The organism is Aeromonas sp. 600282 (assembly GCF_049175755.1).
In the GTDB taxonomy this organism is placed as follows: Bacteria; Pseudomonadota; Gammaproteobacteria; order Enterobacterales; family Aeromonadaceae; genus Aeromonas; species Aeromonas veronii_A.
In genome coordinates, this window is record NZ_JAAKVR010000005.1 from 1 (window position 1) to 18,110 (window position 18,110).

Annotated in this window: 21 protein-coding genes; 9 read left to right on the forward strand and 12 right to left on the reverse strand. The window is 51.2% G+C overall.

The window, feature by feature from the left end; all coding sequences use genetic code 11:
- The first annotated feature begins 625 nt into the window (after positions 1–625).
- The 3 genes from G5137_RS06635 to G5137_RS06645 all read left to right on the forward strand — a co-directional run bounded on the left by G5137_RS06635 (position 626) and on the right by G5137_RS06645 (position 2,892).
- Complete coding sequence (locus G5137_RS06635) at positions 626–1,588, forward strand: hypothetical protein (RefSeq protein ID WP_421255104.1); 963 nt, start codon at positions 626–628, stop codon at positions 1,586–1,588.
- A gap of 33 nt (positions 1,589–1,621) precedes the next feature.
- Positions 1,622–1,948, forward strand: a complete 327-nt coding sequence (locus G5137_RS06640; RefSeq protein ID WP_421255105.1) for a hypothetical protein — start codon at positions 1,622–1,624, stop codon at positions 1,946–1,948.
- Positions 1,949–2,088: 140 nt separating this feature from the next.
- Positions 2,089–2,892 (forward strand): hypothetical protein, encoded by an 804-nt coding sequence (locus G5137_RS06645; protein WP_421255106.1) that lies wholly within the window; start codon positions 2,089–2,091, stop codon positions 2,890–2,892.
- 500 nt (positions 2,893–3,392) lie between these two features.
- Here the strand turns inward: G5137_RS06645 and G5137_RS06650 are convergent, their stop codons facing one another.
- The 12 genes from G5137_RS06650 to G5137_RS06705 form a co-directional block, all read right to left on the reverse strand.
- Complete coding sequence (locus tag G5137_RS06650) at positions 3,393–5,696, reverse strand: replication endonuclease (RefSeq protein WP_421255107.1); 2,304 nt, start codon at positions 5,694–5,696, stop codon at positions 3,393–3,395.
- Positions 5,693–5,950 (reverse strand): hypothetical protein, encoded by a 258-nt coding sequence (locus tag G5137_RS06655; protein WP_005352024.1) that lies wholly within the window; start codon positions 5,948–5,950, stop codon positions 5,693–5,695. Before G5137_RS06655 ends, G5137_RS06650 begins: the two co-directional genes overlap by 4 nt.
- Entirely contained in the window at positions 5,947–6,258 is a 312-nt protein-coding gene (locus G5137_RS06660) for a hypothetical protein (protein WP_201889344.1), read from the reverse strand. The genes G5137_RS06655 and G5137_RS06660 overlap by 4 nt, the downstream gene beginning before the upstream one ends.
- The gene (locus tag G5137_RS06665; protein WP_111809537.1) at positions 6,236–6,436 is read right to left on the reverse strand and encodes a hypothetical protein; all 201 of its coding nucleotides are present in this window, start codon (positions 6,434–6,436) and stop codon (positions 6,236–6,238) included. Before G5137_RS06665 ends, G5137_RS06660 begins: the two co-directional genes overlap by 23 nt.
- Positions 6,433–6,639 carry a hypothetical protein gene (locus G5137_RS06670; RefSeq protein WP_421255108.1) on the reverse strand — a complete coding sequence of 69 codons (207 nt, stop codon included), beginning with the start codon at positions 6,637–6,639 and terminating at the stop codon, positions 6,433–6,435. The genes G5137_RS06665 and G5137_RS06670 overlap by 4 nt, the downstream gene beginning before the upstream one ends.
- A gap of 193 nt (positions 6,640–6,832) precedes the next feature.
- Complete coding sequence (locus G5137_RS06675; RefSeq protein ID WP_005352009.1) at positions 6,833–7,093, reverse strand: helix-turn-helix domain-containing protein; 261 nt, start codon at positions 7,091–7,093, stop codon at positions 6,833–6,835.
- A 3-nt stretch (positions 7,094–7,096) separates the two neighbouring features.
- Entirely contained in the window at positions 7,097–7,285 is a 189-nt protein-coding gene (locus G5137_RS06680) for a hypothetical protein (protein ID WP_058056131.1), read from the reverse strand.
- Positions 7,286–7,350: 65 nt separating this feature from the next.
- The gene (locus G5137_RS06685) at positions 7,351–7,803 is read right to left on the reverse strand and encodes a hypothetical protein (RefSeq protein WP_421255109.1); all 453 of its coding nucleotides are present in this window, start codon (positions 7,801–7,803) and stop codon (positions 7,351–7,353) included.
- A 49-nt stretch (positions 7,804–7,852) separates the two neighbouring features.
- On the reverse strand, positions 7,853–8,077 hold the full coding sequence (locus G5137_RS06690; RefSeq protein ID WP_005351998.1) for an ogr/Delta-like zinc finger family protein: 225 nt from the start codon (positions 8,075–8,077) through the stop codon (positions 7,853–7,855).
- Positions 8,078–8,085: 8 nt separating this feature from the next.
- Positions 8,086–8,595: a phage regulatory CII family protein gene (locus G5137_RS06695; protein WP_421255110.1), complete on the reverse strand. Its 510-nt coding sequence runs from the start codon at positions 8,593–8,595 to the stop codon at positions 8,086–8,088.
- Positions 8,596–8,632: 37 nt separating this feature from the next.
- Complete coding sequence (locus tag G5137_RS06700; protein ID WP_213387180.1) at positions 8,633–8,902, reverse strand: DNA-binding protein; 270 nt, start codon at positions 8,900–8,902, stop codon at positions 8,633–8,635.
- Between the two features lie 40 nt (positions 8,903–8,942).
- Entirely contained in the window at positions 8,943–9,227 is a 285-nt protein-coding gene (locus G5137_RS06705; protein WP_323916897.1) for a Cro/CI family transcriptional regulator, read from the reverse strand.
- Between the two features lie 129 nt (positions 9,228–9,356).
- Here G5137_RS06705 and G5137_RS06710 point away from each other — a divergent pair, with 129 nt between their 5' ends.
- The 6 genes from G5137_RS06710 to pheT all read left to right on the forward strand — a co-directional run bounded on the left by G5137_RS06710 (position 9,357) and on the right by pheT (position 18,109).
- Entirely contained in the window at positions 9,357–10,046 is a 690-nt protein-coding gene (locus G5137_RS06710) for a LexA family protein (RefSeq protein WP_421255111.1), read from the forward strand.
- A 91-nt stretch (positions 10,047–10,137) separates the two neighbouring features.
- Entirely contained in the window at positions 10,138–12,261 is a 2,124-nt protein-coding gene (locus G5137_RS06715; RefSeq protein ID WP_421255112.1) for a DEAD/DEAH box helicase, read from the forward strand.
- Positions 12,258–12,911, forward strand: a complete 654-nt coding sequence (locus G5137_RS06720) for a DUF2290 domain-containing protein (RefSeq protein ID WP_421255113.1) — start codon at positions 12,258–12,260, stop codon at positions 12,909–12,911. The genes G5137_RS06715 and G5137_RS06720 overlap by 4 nt, the downstream gene beginning before the upstream one ends.
- Before the next feature lie 358 nt (positions 12,912–13,269).
- Complete coding sequence (locus G5137_RS06725; RefSeq protein WP_421255114.1) at positions 13,270–14,256, forward strand: phage integrase; 987 nt, start codon at positions 13,270–13,272, stop codon at positions 14,254–14,256.
- Between the two features lie 469 nt (positions 14,257–14,725).
- Complete coding sequence (gene pheS / locus G5137_RS06730) at positions 14,726–15,709, forward strand: phenylalanine--tRNA ligase subunit alpha (RefSeq protein ID WP_421255115.1); 984 nt, start codon at positions 14,726–14,728, stop codon at positions 15,707–15,709.
- A 12-nt stretch (positions 15,710–15,721) separates the two neighbouring features.
- Positions 15,722–18,109 carry a phenylalanine--tRNA ligase subunit beta gene (gene pheT, locus G5137_RS06735; protein WP_421255116.1) on the forward strand — a complete coding sequence of 796 codons (2,388 nt, stop codon included), beginning with the start codon at positions 15,722–15,724 and terminating at the stop codon, positions 18,107–18,109.
- The last annotated feature ends 1 nt before the right edge of the window (position 18,110 follow it).

Consider the following 18,110-nt stretch of genomic DNA (forward strand, 5'->3'; position numbering starts at 1 on the left):
TCAAATTGGAATTCCTCCAAATTCCTCCATGATTTAATTCAAAGCCCCCTACCCAGGGGGCTTTGTTTTGGCTGAGCGCCCATCCTGCCAGAGCCCACCAGTCGCGCTACAGGCCACCCTCGGCCAACCCTTCGCCCATCACACTCCCGAGATCCTTCACGCGCACCTGCGAGCATGAGCGGAGCCTCGAAAGGCCCTTCAACACCCAGCGCGCGCAATCGGGACCCCGCCTCGCCTGCGCGCTTGATGTGTGGAAAATCATGCAGGTGAACGACGGGGGACGGGGAGAGGCTCCCCGCGCCAGCATTGGTCGCGTGTGGGGATACTGTTCCACTTTGTGATCCTTCGTAATCCTTCAGATCCTTTCAGGCTTGAATGGGAGATCATCGCTAGGTGTGGCATCGTAGCGTTTCGCCTCTTCATTGACCCCAAAATGTGATCTTCACTGTAAAAATTAAAAAATTCAACGTAGTAGAGATAACTTCTCATTCGCCAAGTATGTCGGTTGTCTAGAATTGGTTGAACTAACTTGGTTCCAAACGATACGGCATTGTTTCCTCTGCAATCAGATTAAAACAACATGCTGTGAGCTGAGGTTGGTATTTTTCAATGAAAGGTGCACTTTATGAAATATGCCCCAATAGCATTAGTCACTGTAGTAGTGTTGTCTGGATGTACTTCGATATCGACAAAAAATATTGAAGCATTTGGTGTGGCTACTGCAGATGTTACGAGTAAGATTGATGCGGTAATCCGTGATTACAACCAAGCCAATGTTAATGATCAATTGGTAATTATGGCTCAATCAAATCAGAAGTTTGTTAAATCTGACATGGATCCAATAAAAAAAATAATAATTAGGGATTCTGATAAAAAGGGTTTTTCTTTATATAGGGCGAATGATGCACTAGGGAAGTATGCCGCGGCACTGACTGCTTTATCTAATGCAGGATCATATGAAGAGTTAGCCCTAGCCGGTGTGAATCTATCTAAATCACTGAAAGAAATGAATGAGCAGTATAAAGTGCTGAACAATACCAATGATAATCTCATGAGTGATGAAAATAGCGGAAAAATAAGTCGTGTCATTACAGAAATATCATCCTACTATGTCGAGTACAAAAGAGCCAAGGCTCTTAAAGAAGTTATTGTGTCAGCAAATCCTGCGATACAAAAAATTGGTAAAATTATTAGCAATGAACTTCTGAAAGGGGTGATTGAAGAGCGTTTGTACACAATGAAGGGTAACGAGCTGGCAGGGTACTTTGATGATTATAACGCCAAAGTAGATAGTCTGTCTTTTTCACAAAAGAAAAAAGCACTGGATGATATTTATGGTAAATATATTGTTATGGAGTCAACAACAGCAACAGTAATTCAAGCGGAGAAAGCTATCTTGTCAGTAACACAAGCCCACAACGAATTTGCTGTCGAGCTTGAAAATGGCAACTTTGATAGTGAATCTATTTCTAACGCTATTCAAAACATAAAGACTGTGCATAAAAACTTTGATGATTTAGAAGAGCTTATGAGTAGTTGTGAAACAGAAATCATTGCAGACAAAGAAAAAGGCATTATCTGCAAATAGAAACACGACGCTAATTAATATAGGAGGTGGGTTATGTCTATACTTTCTGAATCGAACAAGGCGATTAATGCATTGAATGAGCTTTTCCCATTGCTTAAGAGTGGTGCTCAGCGAGATAAATACCTATCGGAACGAAAAAAATTAAATGATCAAGCATCAGAGTTAGCACATAAAAGTTTGATCAATTATGGGCCTGAGTTAAATAATGCGATAGATGCATTGACTAAGGTCACAGAGTCAGCGAATAAAGCAAAAAAATCAATTGAGGAAACTGGGGGAAATATCAACAAAGTGGCAGATACAATTGATAAAATTGCAGCGGCTGTAGCTGCACTCGCAAGCTTTATTGCTATTTTGTAGAAAGCTAATAGCAAAAATAGAGTGATAGCCGAATACAGCTTGGTATACGGAATTATTAGACTACAACGTTCAGTTCTGAAAAATGTTTGATTTTTTATTTATTTTTAGTTCCATAAGTCTTGATAATAAAGGTGGACATCATGGAAAAAGAAATTGCAATAATTACACTACATGGAATGGGTGACTATAAGCATGATTATTATGAGGAACTAAAAGGTGAGCTCGCCAAAAAACTAGATACTGACTGGCAGAAGGTTGTCTTTGAGGCAGTACAATATCAGCCAATACTACAAAATAATCAAAATAAAATTTGGGAAGAAATGAATGCCGCTTATCAGTTAGATGGATCTATACTAAGGCGCTTTCTACTATTTGGTTTCTCTGATGCGGGTTCATTAGAGTATAGCGCTAGATCTAGCGCAAGTGACCAGTATATTCAAGTTCAAAAAGAAATTATGCAGGCATTGGATAATGTATATTTTCAGCTTGATGGGAAAAATAAACCTGTAATAATCATTGCGCAATCGCTTGGGTGTCAAGTTATATCAAATTACATTTGGGATGCAAGAAATGGAACGGGTATATTTAAAAGTCTTGAGCCAGACGCATCTGGCGAAATAAAGGAATTTAGACGTCTCAAAAGCTGCGTTCAGTTATTAACTACTGGGTGTAATATTCCAATGTTTGTCGGTGGCCTTAATCCTATTAAAGCAATTGAAAAACCAAATGATAAGTTCACCTGGGTTAACTACTTCGATAAAAACGATGTTCTCGGCTGGCCGCTATCGCCACTAAGTGACTCATACAAGGCTCTGGTGAAAGATTATGAAATTAACGTTGGCGGTATTTTCTCTAGCTGGAACCCATGGAGTCATGGACAATATTGGACAGATAAGGATGTCATTGATCCGCTAGTTCAAAAAATCCGTAGTTATATGAAATAGCATGACCGGTGCTTCTAGTATGAAGTTACGGGTTTAGCGTGGTTCAGTCGGGTTACCCGGCGCTATCCAGAGGGTGCGGCCAGTGCAGGCAAAACGGATGGTACCGCTCTGGTCGATGTTCACCGACACCAGGATATCCACAAGGTGGCCTTTGCCCACGGGGCGGCCATCGATTGAAAGCAGGCGGAGCATAGGTTGGGATGGGGGTCGTTTAGCCATTGGCTTGGGGACTTTCTGGTGGCCGGGAATGGCCTGGGGTAGGGAAGGGAGCCCTACCCGCTCCAGCCGGAAAACCCGGCGCATCATGGCGATGGCCACCCCTCTAATATGCGGCGGTTGCTGTTGCAGCCATTCAAGCATCTGCTCAGGCGGCCATGCCGTGGGGCCCCATCCGGTAAATCTGACCATCCAGTTCCTCGAATTGCGGCGCCGTCAGTGGTTTGTAGGTATAGGGCGTGTCGGGGAGTTAGCCCTGCAGGGCTTCCTGCTTGAAAAATAGGTCAGTCAAACTCTACCTCGCTCATCAGTTCGTCAAACAACGGGCTTTCCACTTCGTGTCGCTCTGCCCAGTCTAATTTATCAAGCACTCTCCAGAGTTCACATCGATATGGATTGGGCAGCGCGGAGATCCACTGATGGCATGCGGCAAATCCGCAAGTGTTGAACAGCTCGTAGCAATCCATCACTAGCGTCGGCCAATACTCATCATCGGGAGGAATAGTGTCGGGCTGTTCGTCCGGATCTGGAACACCGACCATGGCACGCAGCCATTCCAGCTCGATAAGTGGGTCGTCATTGCCCGATGGTGTCAAGCGGCTCGATTGCACTTGGCCGTTCTCCAGCCAGAGAGTGAAACCGTCTGCAGTAACATTGGCACCAGCCCGCAAACGCTCGATGGAGAAGGGCGATAATCCCCATTGTTCCCTCATGATCTGGTCTGCGAAGGCATCAGGATCCGGCCGCGTACAGTTATTGTCAGAGCTCCAAGGTGCCGGGCTGTCGCCCGTCATAACCCCAACCCCCCTCGCTGCAACCTCGGCGGCTTTCCTGGCTTCATGGGTGCCGGCGGGCACAATTTCCCACCCTTGCAGGCGGGTCTTGATGCCCAGGCGAGCGGAGGTAATGCCCATCAGACGTTTGATGTCTTCACCATAGCTGTTGGCCTGCTCTTCGATAAGGTGGGCCAGCTTGATGGGGTGTTCGGCACGGGTGGCCAGTGCACCGCCCATGGCGTGTAGGTAGCAGCGAAAGATGCCGTTATCTGCGGCAAAGCGGGCGGCCTCAAAGCGTGGGTCTTGTAGCACGGGCTTGGGTGGGCCAACCAGTTCGGCATTTTTCTTGGCGTTGCTGATACGGCGCAGCTCGCGCCATACCCCGACCGGAGCGCCTCCGATCTGCTGGAAGGTGCGAATGCCCCACCAACTGGCCCAGGCCACGGCATGCAGGGCGCCCTCATCGGCGGCGGTGCCGGCCTCTTCGTCATCGTCCAGGTAGGCGCCGTCGATGTTCTTGGCAATGTATTTGGCGATATAGCCCGCGGCATCCCCCTTGGCCGGGTCTATCTCTTTCCAGTCAAAGCGGGGAGTAAAGTCGGTAAAGGGTGGGGCGCCCTTGATATCCCGTACCAGCTCGTCATGGTCATCGGTCAGGGCATAGCGTTGCAGGATGCCGATCACCCGGTTGCGATCTTCCGGGCGCATAAATAGCAGCAGATGCCAGTGCGGGGTGCCGTCATGGTGAGCCTCGCAAACACGAAATCCATAAACGGGGGCGTTCCACCGTTTGAGAGCGGCTCGGGCACGGCTCCAGAGCCTGGCCAGATAGACGCAGGTTTCCCGCGGCGTGGCCCCTTGATATCGCTTGTTCTCTACCGCTTTGCCGTTGTGCTTTTGTGTCCAGGCATGAAAGCGGCTAGGGGCTGTCCAGGTGAAGAAGACCCCCACATGACCCTGCTCCTCGGCATAGTCATTGAACCCCCGAGCACGCACCATCATTTCGTTGCGGCGGTTCACCGGGTTGGCGTTGCTGGCCTCCCAGCAATCCTTCATCGACACGACCAGGTCATAACGCTCGTTCACCACTTCCGACTCGGCCAGCCAGCGCATCATGGCCCGCTTGCGTTCGCGCACCACCTTCATGGTGGCGTTCGATACATAAGCAGATACGCCCTTGCGCACTTTGCCGAGCAGAATGTTGATATGCTCTTGCAGTCTGTCCCAGCAGCGGTTGACGCGCTTTTCCCACCACTTGGCAGAGAGCAGGCGCACCAGCACGCTCAGGATCCAGTTATCCCGCATCTCGTCGGTTTTGAACTTCGGCAGCTCGCCGATAAATCCCCACTGGTCGGCAGGCTGGCGCATCAGCTCCCAGGTCTGCAGCAGATCCGCTTCGGCACCTTCTTTGATGCTCTGTTCGATGTGCTTGTAAATGGCTGCGGTCTGGTTGGCAAACTGGTGGGCAATCTGTTTGCGGCCGGAGTCATCGCGCATCTGTTTTGGATCGACCGGGATGGTCTGGAGCTGCATCCGCACCCACTTGGTTCGCTCCCTCAACCAGATGTTGGCGGAGCGGCAATGGGTAAAGCTGCAATCCTTGCGGCGGCGGATGTACTGCTTGAACAGGTTCTTGGTCAACTCGGTGGAGAGCCCATCGAGCAGTTGCATGGCCCAGATCAGGTCGTACTGGCCGCGGTCACCAGCAAAAGCGGCGTCAAAGTTGACGCCGGGCAGAGAGTTGCAAAGGGTATCGATGCGCTGCCGCAGTGTTCTTTTCGACAGCGGCAGGCGTTTGGTCTTGCTGGTCATGCAGAGAGATAACCGGATAGCTGTTTGATGCGGAACTGGCAGCCACGAACGCTCATTTGGGCATGCTCTTTTAATCGGCGGGCGGCCGCACATTGGCGTAGCAACTGTTTGATGCTGGCGTGGGGGCGGGCAGGTAGTCGGCGCGCATGGGCCAGCTCTCGCTGATAAAGACGCAGCCGTGCCGCGTCTTCCCGGTAGGTGGCTTGCCAGCGATCTTGCAGGAGCGTGAGCTCCCATTGCAGTCCATGGCTCATTTGATGATCTCCCCCTGTCCATGCAGTGGTGCGCACTCGGCCCACCACTCGGCAATTTCCCGGGCTAGTGCCAACTCCAGATTTGCAGCGGCCAACCAGTAGACGGTGCGCATTGCACCAAGCGCCAGCAGCTCGGCCACCTGATCCCGGTTGCCTCTGGCATCGCTGCCCGCAGCGATAAACTCGGCACGGGCGGCAAACCAATGGGTGGTTAGCTGGCTGACCGGTGTGGTGGGTTGCATATGTGCAGGGCCGGCTTCGCTCTGCTCTTGTTGGGCGTCCAGCTCAAACAGTTCGAAGTTGCTCATCGCATGCCTCATCTATTGCCTGAAAGTCCGGCGCATCGATGGCGATATGGCCCGCCTCGATGCGGATTGAGATACCGAGTTCACCACCACAGCAGAGCGGGGCTGTCGGCAGCAGTTTCGGTTCGTTCTGGGCCAGCCACTCTTTCAGGCTGGCCAGGGTGAACAGCGTGGTACTCATGCCTCATCCCCCATCACCAAATCGTCATCGAGCAGATCCGCAGGCTTGCTGGTCACCACCAGTTGCACCTGGATGTATTCATTCCCCGAGTAGAGTGCGCCTAGGGCGATGCGGTTATCCTCGGCGCGTGCGGTAAACATCTCGGCTAGCAGACCCTCGATCACCTTGGGTGCTTGGTTGGCAATCTTGATGGCATCACTCATGGGCGGGTCCTCCGGTTGAGGTGGTGAAACAACTGGTGCCAGCGCAATGACTGCTGCGCCTGGACTAACAGGGATTTGCCCTCTGACCCCCGATAGGTAAAAGAAGCAGGGCGAGCTTTGGCGGTCAGCCGCTGCTGAAGGCGCGGCAACTCTGCCAGCGCCTCCTGTTGGGATATGGGGTGGAAGATCTGCCTCATGGCTGCACCTCCGGTGTGGCGATGCCAGTCAGTAGCCAGTCGATGTGCCGTTTCAGCTCCGGGTGGTTGGCAATCAGCAGGAACAAACCGCCGCCAATCTCGCGGTACCCCAACTCGTAGTTCTTGAGCGTGGTGGGCGGAATACCCAGCAGATCGGCAAACTTCGGGCGGCTCAATTTCAGCTGTTCCCGCAACTGGCGCAGGCGTTTGGCGGCATGGTGGTTGAGCAGATTGATTTGGGTTGGCTGTGCGGTCATGGGTCAGGCTCCTTGTTGAGGTGTGCAGGGGTTGATGCGGCTGAACAGAGAAGCCCAAGCCAAGGCGGTGGAACGCTCGAGCAGCGCCACACCGTCCGGGTGTTGGCTCAGACGGGCGCCATATCGGCCCGTCAGCTTGCGTTGCTGGATGCGAAGGTTGCGCAGTGCGCAGGGGATCGCTAAAGTTGCCATGTCGACTTCCTCATACGTTGTTGATAAAGGCCCGCTTGGAGTTGCAGCTCCGTTAAGCGGGCTTTTTAGTGCCCGATTGCTCTCGGGCCTTCTTGGTCAATCTGGCCAGCGACATTCACCGCATGATCCAGTTGCCGGCGTTTGGCCTGTTCTCTCTTCTTCCGCTCGGCCACTTCAGCCGGGGTCACCTTCACCGATGGGTGCCACACCTTCGGATCACACCCGCTGTGAAACAGCGACTGATAATCCAGCGCAATCACCGCAAGGCGGATCGCCTCACGCTGCTGATAGGGCAGGGCAGAGAGGGTCGCCATCATCAGCGAATCCCACGGCTGGCGAGCGATGGCGCAAATGGCGACTCGCTTGGTCTTGGGCGCATTAAGCCAATCACCGTCGAGGTTTGAACCAGCCCGGTTGAGGTGCTCCCGCAACAGCGCAATGCCTGCGGTATTCATCAACACCTGCTCCTCGGCGGTCAGACCGGCGATGTTGCGGGGTTCGTGTTGGGTGTGTTGCATGCTGGTTTCTCCTTCACCTGTGCGCAGAATTTGGCGGCCAGTGAGGGGGTCACTGGGCCACCTCTTTCACCCTGCGCGGGACAATGGGCAGCACAATGGCCGGATTGGGCATGGCACTGGGGCTGATGGTTGCGATGATTTCGAACCCCGCCTTGAAGGTGTGGCCGCAATCCACATTGCTGCATTGATAAGTGGCGATGCCGCAAAGCGGGCTCATCCGGATGGATGTGCGAGTGCTGGCGCGGGCACCACAGTGGGGGCAAATCAGTCTCATGGGTTCTCCTAAGCCCCGGCCGCCATGCGCGCCATATCCAGCGCACAAGACAGAGAGGGAATGGCTTGGTATTTGTGCTCGATCTCGGTGATCAGCAGGGCGAGGTTGCCCATGGCTGCCGTTGCAGCACCGACCAGCGCATTGCGTTGCCCTTTGGTGACGCGGCCGCTCTCCACTACCGTCAGCGCCTGCGCGCCGAGACCTGCCACCTTGGCCGTGGTGTCAATCACCTGATGGGCCAGGCTAGGGCCCTTCTCCCGTTCGGGGATGGCAATGGCCGTCAGGCCACAGCAGAACAGGGCACCATCGAACAGGGTTTCATCCCCCTCACTCGCCTGGGTGATGGCAATCAGCTCGGCCACGGTCAGTTCGTGGGGCTGCTCGGGGTTTAACTTGTTGCGCAGGATCTGCGGATTCATGCCCGTTAGTTGGGCGATCTCGGCCATGTTGTGACTGGCCGCAAAGCGTTGGCATGCGCTGATCCAGTGCGGATGTTTGCTGGCGTATTCGGTAAACATGCGAGGTTCTCCTTGATCCGTTATGGTGTTTGCAGGTTCACGCGAGCGTCATGGTGACGTAGCGCTCAGCCTGATAACGGGCTTTCAGGAACAGGGCGTAAAGATTGACCTCGCGAGGTGCGCCCGGGCCGTCTTGCAAAATGGGCAACTGGCCGCGGTCGGCACGCTTTTTAACGGCTCCAATCGTCAAGCCTTGGCGCTTGGCGTACTCCTCTAGGCTTTCGCTGACCCGATCACCAAACGGGTAATCAAGCGGTAGTTGGCTCACATCACTGGGGATGCGGATAGGTTTGATTCGAGTAGTCATGATGAATCCTTCTTAGGGGGTTCAAACACAGGGGGGATTGTCAGGAAGCGTTGCCAGATAGAGCGTTTGCCGCGGCAATGGCTCGCTTCACACACGGAAAATCAGCCGGGATAGCCGTTGTTGCGACGCGTTGTGTGTCCCGCTCTTGGCCAGGCAGAGCGGTGGTGTCAGCCTTAAGCTGACCGCCGGTCATCAATTCGAGCTGATAGGCGCGACCTTGGGGGATTGTCTCGCCCCACTGCGAAACTGACTGCGGCTTGATACCTAGGGCGGCAGCTAATTGGACTACGCTGCCATAATGCTGAACTGCGTCATGTTTTTTCATTTTCTTACTCTCTCGGCAGGGCTCATATACTCAATGGAAGTAAATGTAAGATCGCTTGCGGGCTAAGGCAACAAAAACTTACCAAAAAAGAAAGTAAAAACTACGCAGCCGTTGTGTAAGATAACTTACATGAACATACATTCGCGCATAAAATCACAACGATTAGTTCACGGCTTGACCCAAGAATCCTTGGCTAAAAAGCTGGGAATTAACCGCGTCTCTATCAGCCAGTGGGAGCGAGGAGACACCTCGCCGAAAGGTAACAACCTAGTTAGGCTTGCTGAGATTCTTGGAGTTAAGCCGGAATGGCTGCTTTTCGGTGACGGTGCTGCAAGCAGCACTGGGACAAGCTTGCCCGGTTATCACAACGTCGAACCAGCAGTGATCTATCAGGGCAAACGGATCCCGATTCTTAGCTATGTCCAAGCGGGCAACTGGCGTGAGATGTGCGAGCAGGCTACTGCCTTCGATGGGAATGTCGAATATGTATCGGCAGGTGGTGAGATCGGTCCCTACGGATTTGGCCTTTGGTTACGTGGTGACTCTATGGTGCCGCTATTTAAGGAAGGGGATCTCATTATCGTTGACCCCGACGAAGGACCCCAGCCGGGGGATTACGTCGTAGCCAAGAACGGCAGCGATGGTGCCACGTTCAAAAAGTACCGGCCCCGCGGAATTGATGAGAACGGTCAAGAGGTGTTTGAGCTGGTCCCCCTCAACGACGATTACCCCACCATGCACTCCGACCGACAGCACATCCAGATCATTGGTGTGATGGTAGAACACCGAACTTTTAGAAAAAAGCATGGAAGATGTTAGTTTTATTGTTATAAAAGATTTATAAAAAAATAATTTATTATCGTCATTAATAATGACAATGATTTTATTTAGTTGGGATGAGGAGGCAAATATGCAGTTTATAGGTAGCGCGTCAAAAAAAGGCATCCTAGCTGGTAACTTAGAAAAAGAAATTGATAATATTCCTGATGCTGAAGGTGTCTACTATAGAAATTTCCCTATAATATCGACATTTGATGGCTCTATACAGCTAGATGCATTATGTTGCGCAGATGATTATGGTGTTTTGATTTTCCATATTTATGAAGAACAAGAATATAATGTTGCATTTTTTGAAACTGTAGAGAATGCACATTTAAGAGTGATCTCATTGCTATCCGAAGTAAAGTCGCTGAATAGAAAACGACAGTTAATTGTTCCTGTCACATCTTTCGTATATGCTCCACGTTTGATTAATGGTGAGATCGATTTTGAAGAGGACGATATGTTTATCATAAGACATACGTCTGAATTACCTCAGCTCCTTGTCGCGAGTGATTGGGATGCGGCTATAAATATGAAGGCCGTATTATCAAGAATGCAATCTCTGACAGGTCTAAAATCCAAGACGCAAAAAAGGGATTACCTTAAAAGTCCGGATTCTAAAGGGGCTGCCCTGCGAAAGTTAGAAAGTGATTTGGCTACTCTTGATATCAATCAAACTCGGGCAGTTCTTGAAAATGTGGATTCAGTCCAACGAATTAGGGGGCTTGCGGGATCAGGTAAAACAATCGTTCTTGCACGAAAAATCGCTCACCTACATGCTCAGCATAGTGATTGGAATATAGCTGTTACTTTCAACACTCGTTCACTAAAAGAGCAATTCACTAGGCTTATTTCACTATTTTATAAAGATGCTAGGCAGACTAATGAAGAGCCAAACTGGAAGAAAGTTAATATCTTGCATGCTTGGGGAAGCCCAAACTCGGAAGGTATTTATTACAAGGCATGCCTTGATAATAACGTGAAATATTATGATTTCAGTATGGCTAAATATATTCGTGCGCCTGGCGAAACAGAGTTTCAGTCTGTATGTAAAAACTGGCTTGACAATAAACCAATCAACATCAAAAAAATGTATGATTTGATTTTGATAGATGAAGCTCAGGATTTCACCCCTGAATTTCTTAAGCTTTGCTATGAGTTGCTTGGTGATAAAAAAAGATTGGTTTATGCGTATGATGAATTGCAAAATTTAAGTGACTCATCAATGCCGTCTCCGGATGAAATATGGGGTCTTGACAGTTCTGGTCAGCCTGTAGTTTCTTTCAATAATAAGGCGTGTGATATTATACTGGATGTTTGCTATAGAAACCCTGGCCCAATTTTATCTGCTGCACATGCATTGGGTTTTGGGATATATAGAGATGAAATGATCCAGATGTTTGATTTTTCTGAATTGTGGTCTGAAATAGGGTATGAAGTCAAAGCCGGTGAACTGGCGGAGGGAAAATATGTTGAACTCGCTCGTTCATCGCGTTCAAGTCCAACACTGCTAACCAGTCATAATACAGTGGACGATCTAATTCAGTTCAAATACTTCAATAATTTAAATGAAGAGTCTGATTGGATTGCTTCAGAAATACTTAAAAATCTGCACGAAGATGAGCTTCTCCCTAGTGATATAATTGTAATTTTTCCTGATGCGATAAAATTAAGGTCTAGTGTCGGGTACCTTAGAGATAAACTGTATTCTCTTGGCGTAAAAAGCAATATAGCTGGCGTTACTAGCTCACCAGATGAGTTTTTTTCTGATGACAGTATAACTTTTACCTCCATTTATAGAGCAAAAGGCAATGAAGCTGCTGTAGTGTATATTTTGGGTGCTGGGTGGTGCAATGCGGTATACGAATTATCAAAACGTAGAAATGTTCTTTTCACCGCAATGACAAGAACTAAAGCTTGGTTAAGAGTATGTGGTTCTGGTTCAAATTTTATGAAGTTGCTAGCAGAGTTTGAAATGGTGAAATCAAATGATTTCAAATTATGCTTTACTTATCCAACATCAGAGCAACGGGAAACAATGAGGGTTGTCAACCGTGATATGACTGCATCTGAACGCCGTAGAGTCAATCAAGCTAGAAGTAAGGCCGAAGACTTAACGATGTTGCTTAGTTCTGAGGTTAATCCAGAAGACATACCATTGGATGTAAGAAATCGCTTAATTGCAATGCTCAAAGGGCAGGGTGCGTTATGAATATTGATGCACTTGCAAAAGAAGTTGCAATGATAACCAAAGATCTTATTAGGGAAGGGGTATGTGATGCCCCTAACTTCCCAGTAGTTCTACAAGATAATAAAAATACCGATTTGGTCTTTAGTGGTTTTCATGATGTTTCAATAGCATTAAAGGATGTTGAATATAGCATCGTTTATGACTATTTAGACAAAAACAAACAATATAATATGAAACTGGTAGATGGTGCACTTATTCAGCTGCTATATCAGTTTAACCGCAAAGGACATCTTGTTAAACATCGGTTGTGTTACTTTCCTTCTCCGACATTTGCACCTTTTCAAGATATGCCAGAACTATACATGGATGAAGGTTGTTTATACTCTGATATTATAGCTAAATCAATTCTTCCTGTTCCTGTAAGGGTAGATTACGACCCCGCGAATCATCAAGATGTTATCCATCCAAAATCACATATGACGTTTGGTCAATATAAAAACTGTCGTATTCCAGTAGTATCACCACTATGCCCTGTAACATTCGTGAACTTCGTATTATCTTCATTTTACAATACAGCATTTATGGAACTAAGCCTAAAGAGAAAACACCACAGATTTGAGGACAGCATAACTGATAATGAAAAGGATGTATTACATTTTGCAATACTTTGATTATTTTGTTTTATTTAATTCTTAGTTAAATTCAGTGGTGATCAGTATGTTTGTTAATTACGGTATTATTTACACTATAATGATATAATATCCTAACTATGCCATCCTGAGGTTTTTTCTGTGGGGTGGCAAGATATTATCTACCATACCAGTGCATGAAATATGGTGTCTGAGATCATAGCTATGATCATGCCGTCTCCCTGCTTTCTCATGTATGCATTTGCTTCAGCTAAACACTGTCAATCATTATAAAATGCTGTATAAAATAACAGTGTTTTGGCGGAGGTGTGATGACTGTGAGAGTGCTGTGGTTGGAGGCTGTATCGATTAGTTGGCCCTTCCAGGATAAGGTGGGACGGTGAGCATTAAGCCCACCCCCGAGGGTTACTTGGTCGATATCCGCCCACAAGGGAGGAACGGTAAGCGGATCCGCAAGCGTTTCAAGACCAAGTCCGAGGCTCAGCAGTTCGAGCGTTGGGTGATTGCCACCGAACACAACAAAGAGTGGGTGGAGCGTCCGGCAGACAATCGGACGCTCTCCGAGCTTATCGAGCTCTGGTGGCGCTACCATGGCCAAACCCTGAAAGCAGGGGAGGCGGTTCGCAAGAAACTTTACAATATCGATGCCGCTTTGCGCCACCCATTGGCAAGGCAGGTGACGCGGGCGCTGTTCTCCGAGTATCGGGCGCAGCGACTCAACGCTGGCCGACAGCCTAAGACGGTGAACCGCGAGCAGGAGATGCTGGGTGGGGTGTTCTCGGTACTGATAGACCTCGGCCATTACCACCATGAACATCCGCTCAAAGAAATGAAGAAGGTCAAACTGGTTGAGCGGTCGATGGGCTACCTAGCCCAGGATGAGATCAGCGAAGTCTTGGCCGCGTTATCGGGGGATAACCTGAAGGTGGTCAAACTCTGCTTGGCCACGGGGGCGCGTTGGAGTGAGGCGGCCAATCTGCGCCGCGAGGAGGTGCGGGCCCATCGGGTAACCTACATCAATACCAAGAATGGCAAGAACCGCACCGTGCCGATCTCGGCCGATCTGACGAAAGAGATAACGAATGGGGTAAATCGGGGCCCGCTGTTCCGTGACCTCGACTATATGTTTGTGCGTGAGGTGATCAAGTCAGTGGCGCCGGATCTGCCTGCTGGGCAGGCGGTGCATGTGTTTCGACACACTTTTGCGTCACATTTTATGATGTCCGGGGGAAACATCCTCGCGCTGCAAAAAATTTTGGGCCATCACAACATCCAGCAGACGATGACCTATGCCCACTTCGCACCGGACTACCTGAGCGATGCTGTGCGCTTCAACCCGCTGGAAAATCCGCTGCCCACTATATGACAAAGTGTCCACAAATTGCCCCAAACAGGGTCATCTGGGGTGACTAAGCGTCACCCCTTGTAGTCCCTAACTCATTGATTTTAATCTAAGTTATTGTTTTTGTTGGGTATGTTAAGGCGGCTCAGGCCTCCTTTTTTGTATCTGTCATTCACGGTTTTACATCACGTTTTTCTTTCTCCCGTCCACGTTTTGTCCACTGTTTTACACGCGCTACAGTTTTCTCCATACAAAGTGACATGTGGGAGATCACTAGTTCTATAAATGGATTGTATGCCAACAAACTATGTCTTTATTCTACTATTTCAAGAGTGACGGTAAATCGATGAGACTCGCTTGATATAACAAAATGATTTGTAGGGAGAAAAGCCCACCTTAACTATGGTCAGCGAAGGGGCTTTTTTTGTATTATTCCACTCTTGACCTTATTTAGCCTAAAGGCTCCTGTACCGGGAGTGGTGACGAGGAAGACATGCAACAGCTTGAAGAAGTAGTCGGCCAAGCCAGAGCCGAAATTGAGGGCGTGAGCGATATCGCGACCCTCGACGAAATCCGGGTCAAATATCTGGGTAAAAAGGGCTTTTTTACCGAGCAGATGAAGGGCCTGGGTGCCTTGTCTGCCGAAGAGCGTCCCGCCGCGGGCGCCGTGATCAACCAGGCAAAACAGCAGGTTCAGGATGCGCTGAACGGGCGTCGTGAAGCGCTCGAAGCTGCCGTGCTGAACCAGAAGCTGGCCGCCGAGACCATCGATGTCAGCCTGCCGGGCCGTCGCATTGAGAATGGTGGTCTGCATCCTGTAACCCGCACCATCGAGCGCATTGAGCGCCTGTTTGGCGAGATGGGCTTCAAGGTTGCCCGTGGTCCCGAGATTGAAGATGGCTTCCACAACTTCGATGCACTGAACATTCCGGCTCATCACCCGGCGCGTACCGATCACGATACCTTCTACTTCAATCCTGATCTGATGCTGCGTACCCACACCTCGGGCGTGCAGATCCGTACCATGGAGCATCAGCAGCCGCCGATCCGCATCATTGCACCGGGCCGCGTCTATCGTAACGACTACGACATGACCCATACCCCGATGTTCCATCAGGTTGAAGGTCTGCTGGTTGACGAGCATGCCAGCTTTACCGAGCTGAAGGGCATTCTGCACGACTTCCTGCGCAACTACTTCGAGGAAGACCTGACCATTCGCTTCCGTCCTTCCTATTTCCCGTTCACCGAGCCGAGCGCCGAAGTCGACGTGATGGGCAAGAACGGCAAGTGGCTGGAAGTGCTAGGCTGCGGCATGGTGCACCCGAACGTACTGCGTTCGGTCGGCATCGATCCGGAAAAATACTCCGGCTTTGCCTTCGGCATGGGCGTTGAGCGCCTGACCATGCTGCGTTACGGGGTCAACGACCTGCGTGCCTTCTTCGAAAACGACCTGCGCTTCCTCAAGCAGTTCAAGTAAGGGCGAGAGAACATGAAATTCAGTAAATCCTGGGTGATGGAGTGGGTCCGCACCGAGTTGAGTGACAATGCACTGGCCGAGCAGATCACCATGGCCGGTCTGGAAGTGGACGCCGTGGAAGCGGTGGCTGGCCAGTTCAACAATGTGGTCGTGGGTGAAGTGGTCGAGTGCGCCCAGCATCCTGACGCCGACAAGCTGCGGGTGACCAAGGTCAACGTGGGTGAAGCCGAGCTGCTGGACATCGTCTGCGGCGCGCCGAACTGCCGCCAGGGCCTCAAAGTGTGCGTGGCCAAAGTAGGGGCGACCCTGCCGGGTGATTTCACCATCAAGAAAGCCAAGCTGCGTGGCCAGCCGTCCCATGGCATGCTCTGCTCTTTCAGTGAGCTGGGTATCGACGTTGAAGCCGATGGCATCATCGAGCTGCCGGCCGATGCCCCCATCGGTACCGATATTCGTGACTACCTCAATCTGAACGACGTCTCCATCGACGTGGATCTGACTCCGAACCGTGCCGATTGCCTCGGTATCGCCGGTCTGGCCCGCGAAATCGGCGTGCTCAACAGCGTGGACGTGGTCGAGCCGACCTGGACGCCGGCTGTTGCCACCATTGATGCAACTTTCCCGATCCGGGTTGAAGCACCAGCTGATTGCCCCCGTTATCTGGGTCGCGTCATCAAGGGGCTGAACTTGCAGGCCCAGAGCCCGCTCTGGATGCAAGAGAAGCTGCGCCGTGGTGGTATCCGCTCCATCGACGCCATTGTCGACATCACCAACTACCTGCTGTTGGAATACGGTCAGCCGATGCATGCCTTCGATCTGGCTACCCTGGAAGGTGAACTGGTGGTGCGTCGTGCCCACACCGATGAGCCGATGACCCTGCTCGACGGCAACGAAGTGAAGCTCAAAGAGACCACTTTGGTGATTGCCGATGCCAAAGGTCCTGCCTGCATGGCCGGTATCTTCGGCGGCAACCGCACCGGTGTATCCGAGACCACCACCGACATCCTGCTGGAGTGCGCCTTCTTCGCGCCGCTCTCCATCACCGGTCGTGCCCGTGCTTACGGTCTGCACACCGACTCCTCCCATCGCTTCGAGCGTGGGGTTGATCCGGAGCTGCAAGCCAAGGTGATGGACAGAGCCACCCGTCTGCTGCTGGATATCTGCGGCGGTGAAGCGGGTCCGGTCATCGAGGTCAAATCCGATGCCCATCTGCCGAAAGCGGCACCCATCAAACTGCGTCGCAGCAAGCTCGACAAGGTGATCGGTATCAGCGTGGCGGATGCTCAGGTGGTCGAGATCCTGACTCGCCTCGGCATGCAAGTCACTGTGGATGCTGACGGTTGGACTGCGCTGGCACCCTCCTGGCGTTTCGATATCGCCATCGAGGAAGACCTCATCGAGGAAGTGGCTCGCATCTACGGCTACAACAACATCCCGAACCTGAAACCCGCTGCCTCCTTGGCGATGGTGGAGCAGGCAGAAGGGCAGGTGACCCTGAAGCGTGTGCGCGACCTGCTGGTTGACCGCGGCTTCCAGGAAGCGATCACCTACAGCTTCGTCGATCCCAAGACCCAGCAAACCCTGTTCCCGCAGAGCGATGCCATCGTGCTGCCGAACCCGATCTCGGTCGAGATGTCCGCCATGCGTGTCTCTCTGTTCCCGGGTCTGGTGCAGGCCGTTGTTTACAACCAGAACCGTCAGCAGCCGCGGGTGCGTCTGTTTGAACAGGGTCTGCGTTTCATCAAGGATGAAAGCGCCGAGAACGGCATCCGTCAGGAGCCGATGCTGGCCGGTATCATTACTGGCAACCAGAGCGACGAGCACTGGGATATCAAAACCCGCGCAGCCGACTTCTTTGATTTGAAAGGGGATCTGGAAGCGGTGCTGGATTTGACCGCCGAAGGGGCCACCTTTACCTTCGAGCGCACCGAGCACAGCGCCCTGCACCCGGGCCAGAGCGCAGCCATTCTGCGTAATGGCGAGATCATCGGCTACATCGGCGTGATCCACCCGAGCCTCGAGAAGAAGCTGGGCCTCAAGAGCCGCGCGGTGATGTTTGAGCTGGAGCTGGACAAGCTGACCCCGGCCAAGGTGCCTGTGGCTGCCGAAGTTTCCAAGTTCCCGGCGAACCGTCGCGACATTGCCGTGGTGGTCGATCGTCAGGTTCTGGCAGGTGATGTGCTTGCGGTAATTAAAAAAGTTGGCGGAAATCAGGTAGTTGGAATAAACTTGTTTGACGTATACCAGGGTGCTGGTATGGCAGAGGACAAGAAGAGCCTGGCCATCAGTCTTGTATTGCAAGACACCCAGCGCACCCTGGAGGAGAAAGAGATTGCCGAGACCGTAGACAATGTCGTGCGGGCCCTTGGTGAAGAGTTGAATGCATCCTTGAGGGATTGAT

Bases quoted from the DNA above. Each gene is read 5' to 3' on its own strand.
- G5137_RS06635 (WP_421255104.1), top strand. From the start codon at position 626: ATGAAATATGCCCCAATAGCATTAGTCACTGTAGTAGTGTTGTCTGGA.
- G5137_RS06640 (WP_421255105.1), top strand. From the start codon at position 1,622: ATGTCTATACTTTCTGAATCGAACAAGGCGATTAATGCATTGAATGAG.
- G5137_RS06645 (WP_421255106.1), top strand. From the start codon at position 2,089: ATGGAAAAAGAAATTGCAATAATTACACTACATGGAATGGGTGACTAT.
- G5137_RS06650 (WP_421255107.1), bottom strand. From the start codon at position 5,696: ATGACCAGCAAGACCAAACGCCTGCCGCTGTCGAAAAGAACACTGCGG.
- G5137_RS06655 (WP_005352024.1), bottom strand. From the start codon at position 5,950: ATGAGCCATGGACTGCAATGGGAGCTCACGCTCCTGCAAGATCGCTGG.
- G5137_RS06660 (WP_201889344.1), bottom strand. From the start codon at position 6,258: ATGAGCAACTTCGAACTGTTTGAGCTGGACGCCCAACAAGAGCAGAGC.
- G5137_RS06665 (WP_111809537.1), bottom strand. From the start codon at position 6,436: ATGAGTACCACGCTGTTCACCCTGGCCAGCCTGAAAGAGTGGCTGGCC.
- G5137_RS06670 (WP_421255108.1), bottom strand. From the start codon at position 6,639: ATGAGTGATGCCATCAAGATTGCCAACCAAGCACCCAAGGTGATCGAG.
- G5137_RS06675 (WP_005352009.1), bottom strand. From the start codon at position 7,093: ATGACCGCACAGCCAACCCAAATCAATCTGCTCAACCACCATGCCGCC.
- G5137_RS06680 (WP_058056131.1), bottom strand. From the start codon at position 7,285: ATGGCAACTTTAGCGATCCCCTGCGCACTGCGCAACCTTCGCATCCAG.
- G5137_RS06685 (WP_421255109.1), bottom strand. From the start codon at position 7,803: ATGCAACACACCCAACACGAACCCCGCAACATCGCCGGTCTGACCGCC.
- G5137_RS06690 (WP_005351998.1), bottom strand. From the start codon at position 8,077: ATGAGACTGATTTGCCCCCACTGTGGTGCCCGCGCCAGCACTCGCACA.
- G5137_RS06695 (WP_421255110.1), bottom strand. From the start codon at position 8,595: ATGTTTACCGAATACGCCAGCAAACATCCGCACTGGATCAGCGCATGC.
- G5137_RS06700 (WP_213387180.1), bottom strand. From the start codon at position 8,902: ATGACTACTCGAATCAAACCTATCCGCATCCCCAGTGATGTGAGCCAA.
- G5137_RS06705 (WP_323916897.1), bottom strand. From the start codon at position 9,227: ATGAAAAAACATGACGCAGTTCAGCATTATGGCAGCGTAGTCCAATTA.
- G5137_RS06710 (WP_421255111.1), top strand. From the start codon at position 9,357: ATGAACATACATTCGCGCATAAAATCACAACGATTAGTTCACGGCTTG.
- G5137_RS06715 (WP_421255112.1), top strand. From the start codon at position 10,138: ATGCAGTTTATAGGTAGCGCGTCAAAAAAAGGCATCCTAGCTGGTAAC.
- G5137_RS06720 (WP_421255113.1), top strand. From the start codon at position 12,258: ATGAATATTGATGCACTTGCAAAAGAAGTTGCAATGATAACCAAAGAT.
- pheS (WP_421255115.1), top strand. From the start codon at position 14,726: ATGCAACAGCTTGAAGAAGTAGTCGGCCAAGCCAGAGCCGAAATTGAG.
- pheT (WP_421255116.1), top strand. From the start codon at position 15,722: ATGAAATTCAGTAAATCCTGGGTGATGGAGTGGGTCCGCACCGAGTTG.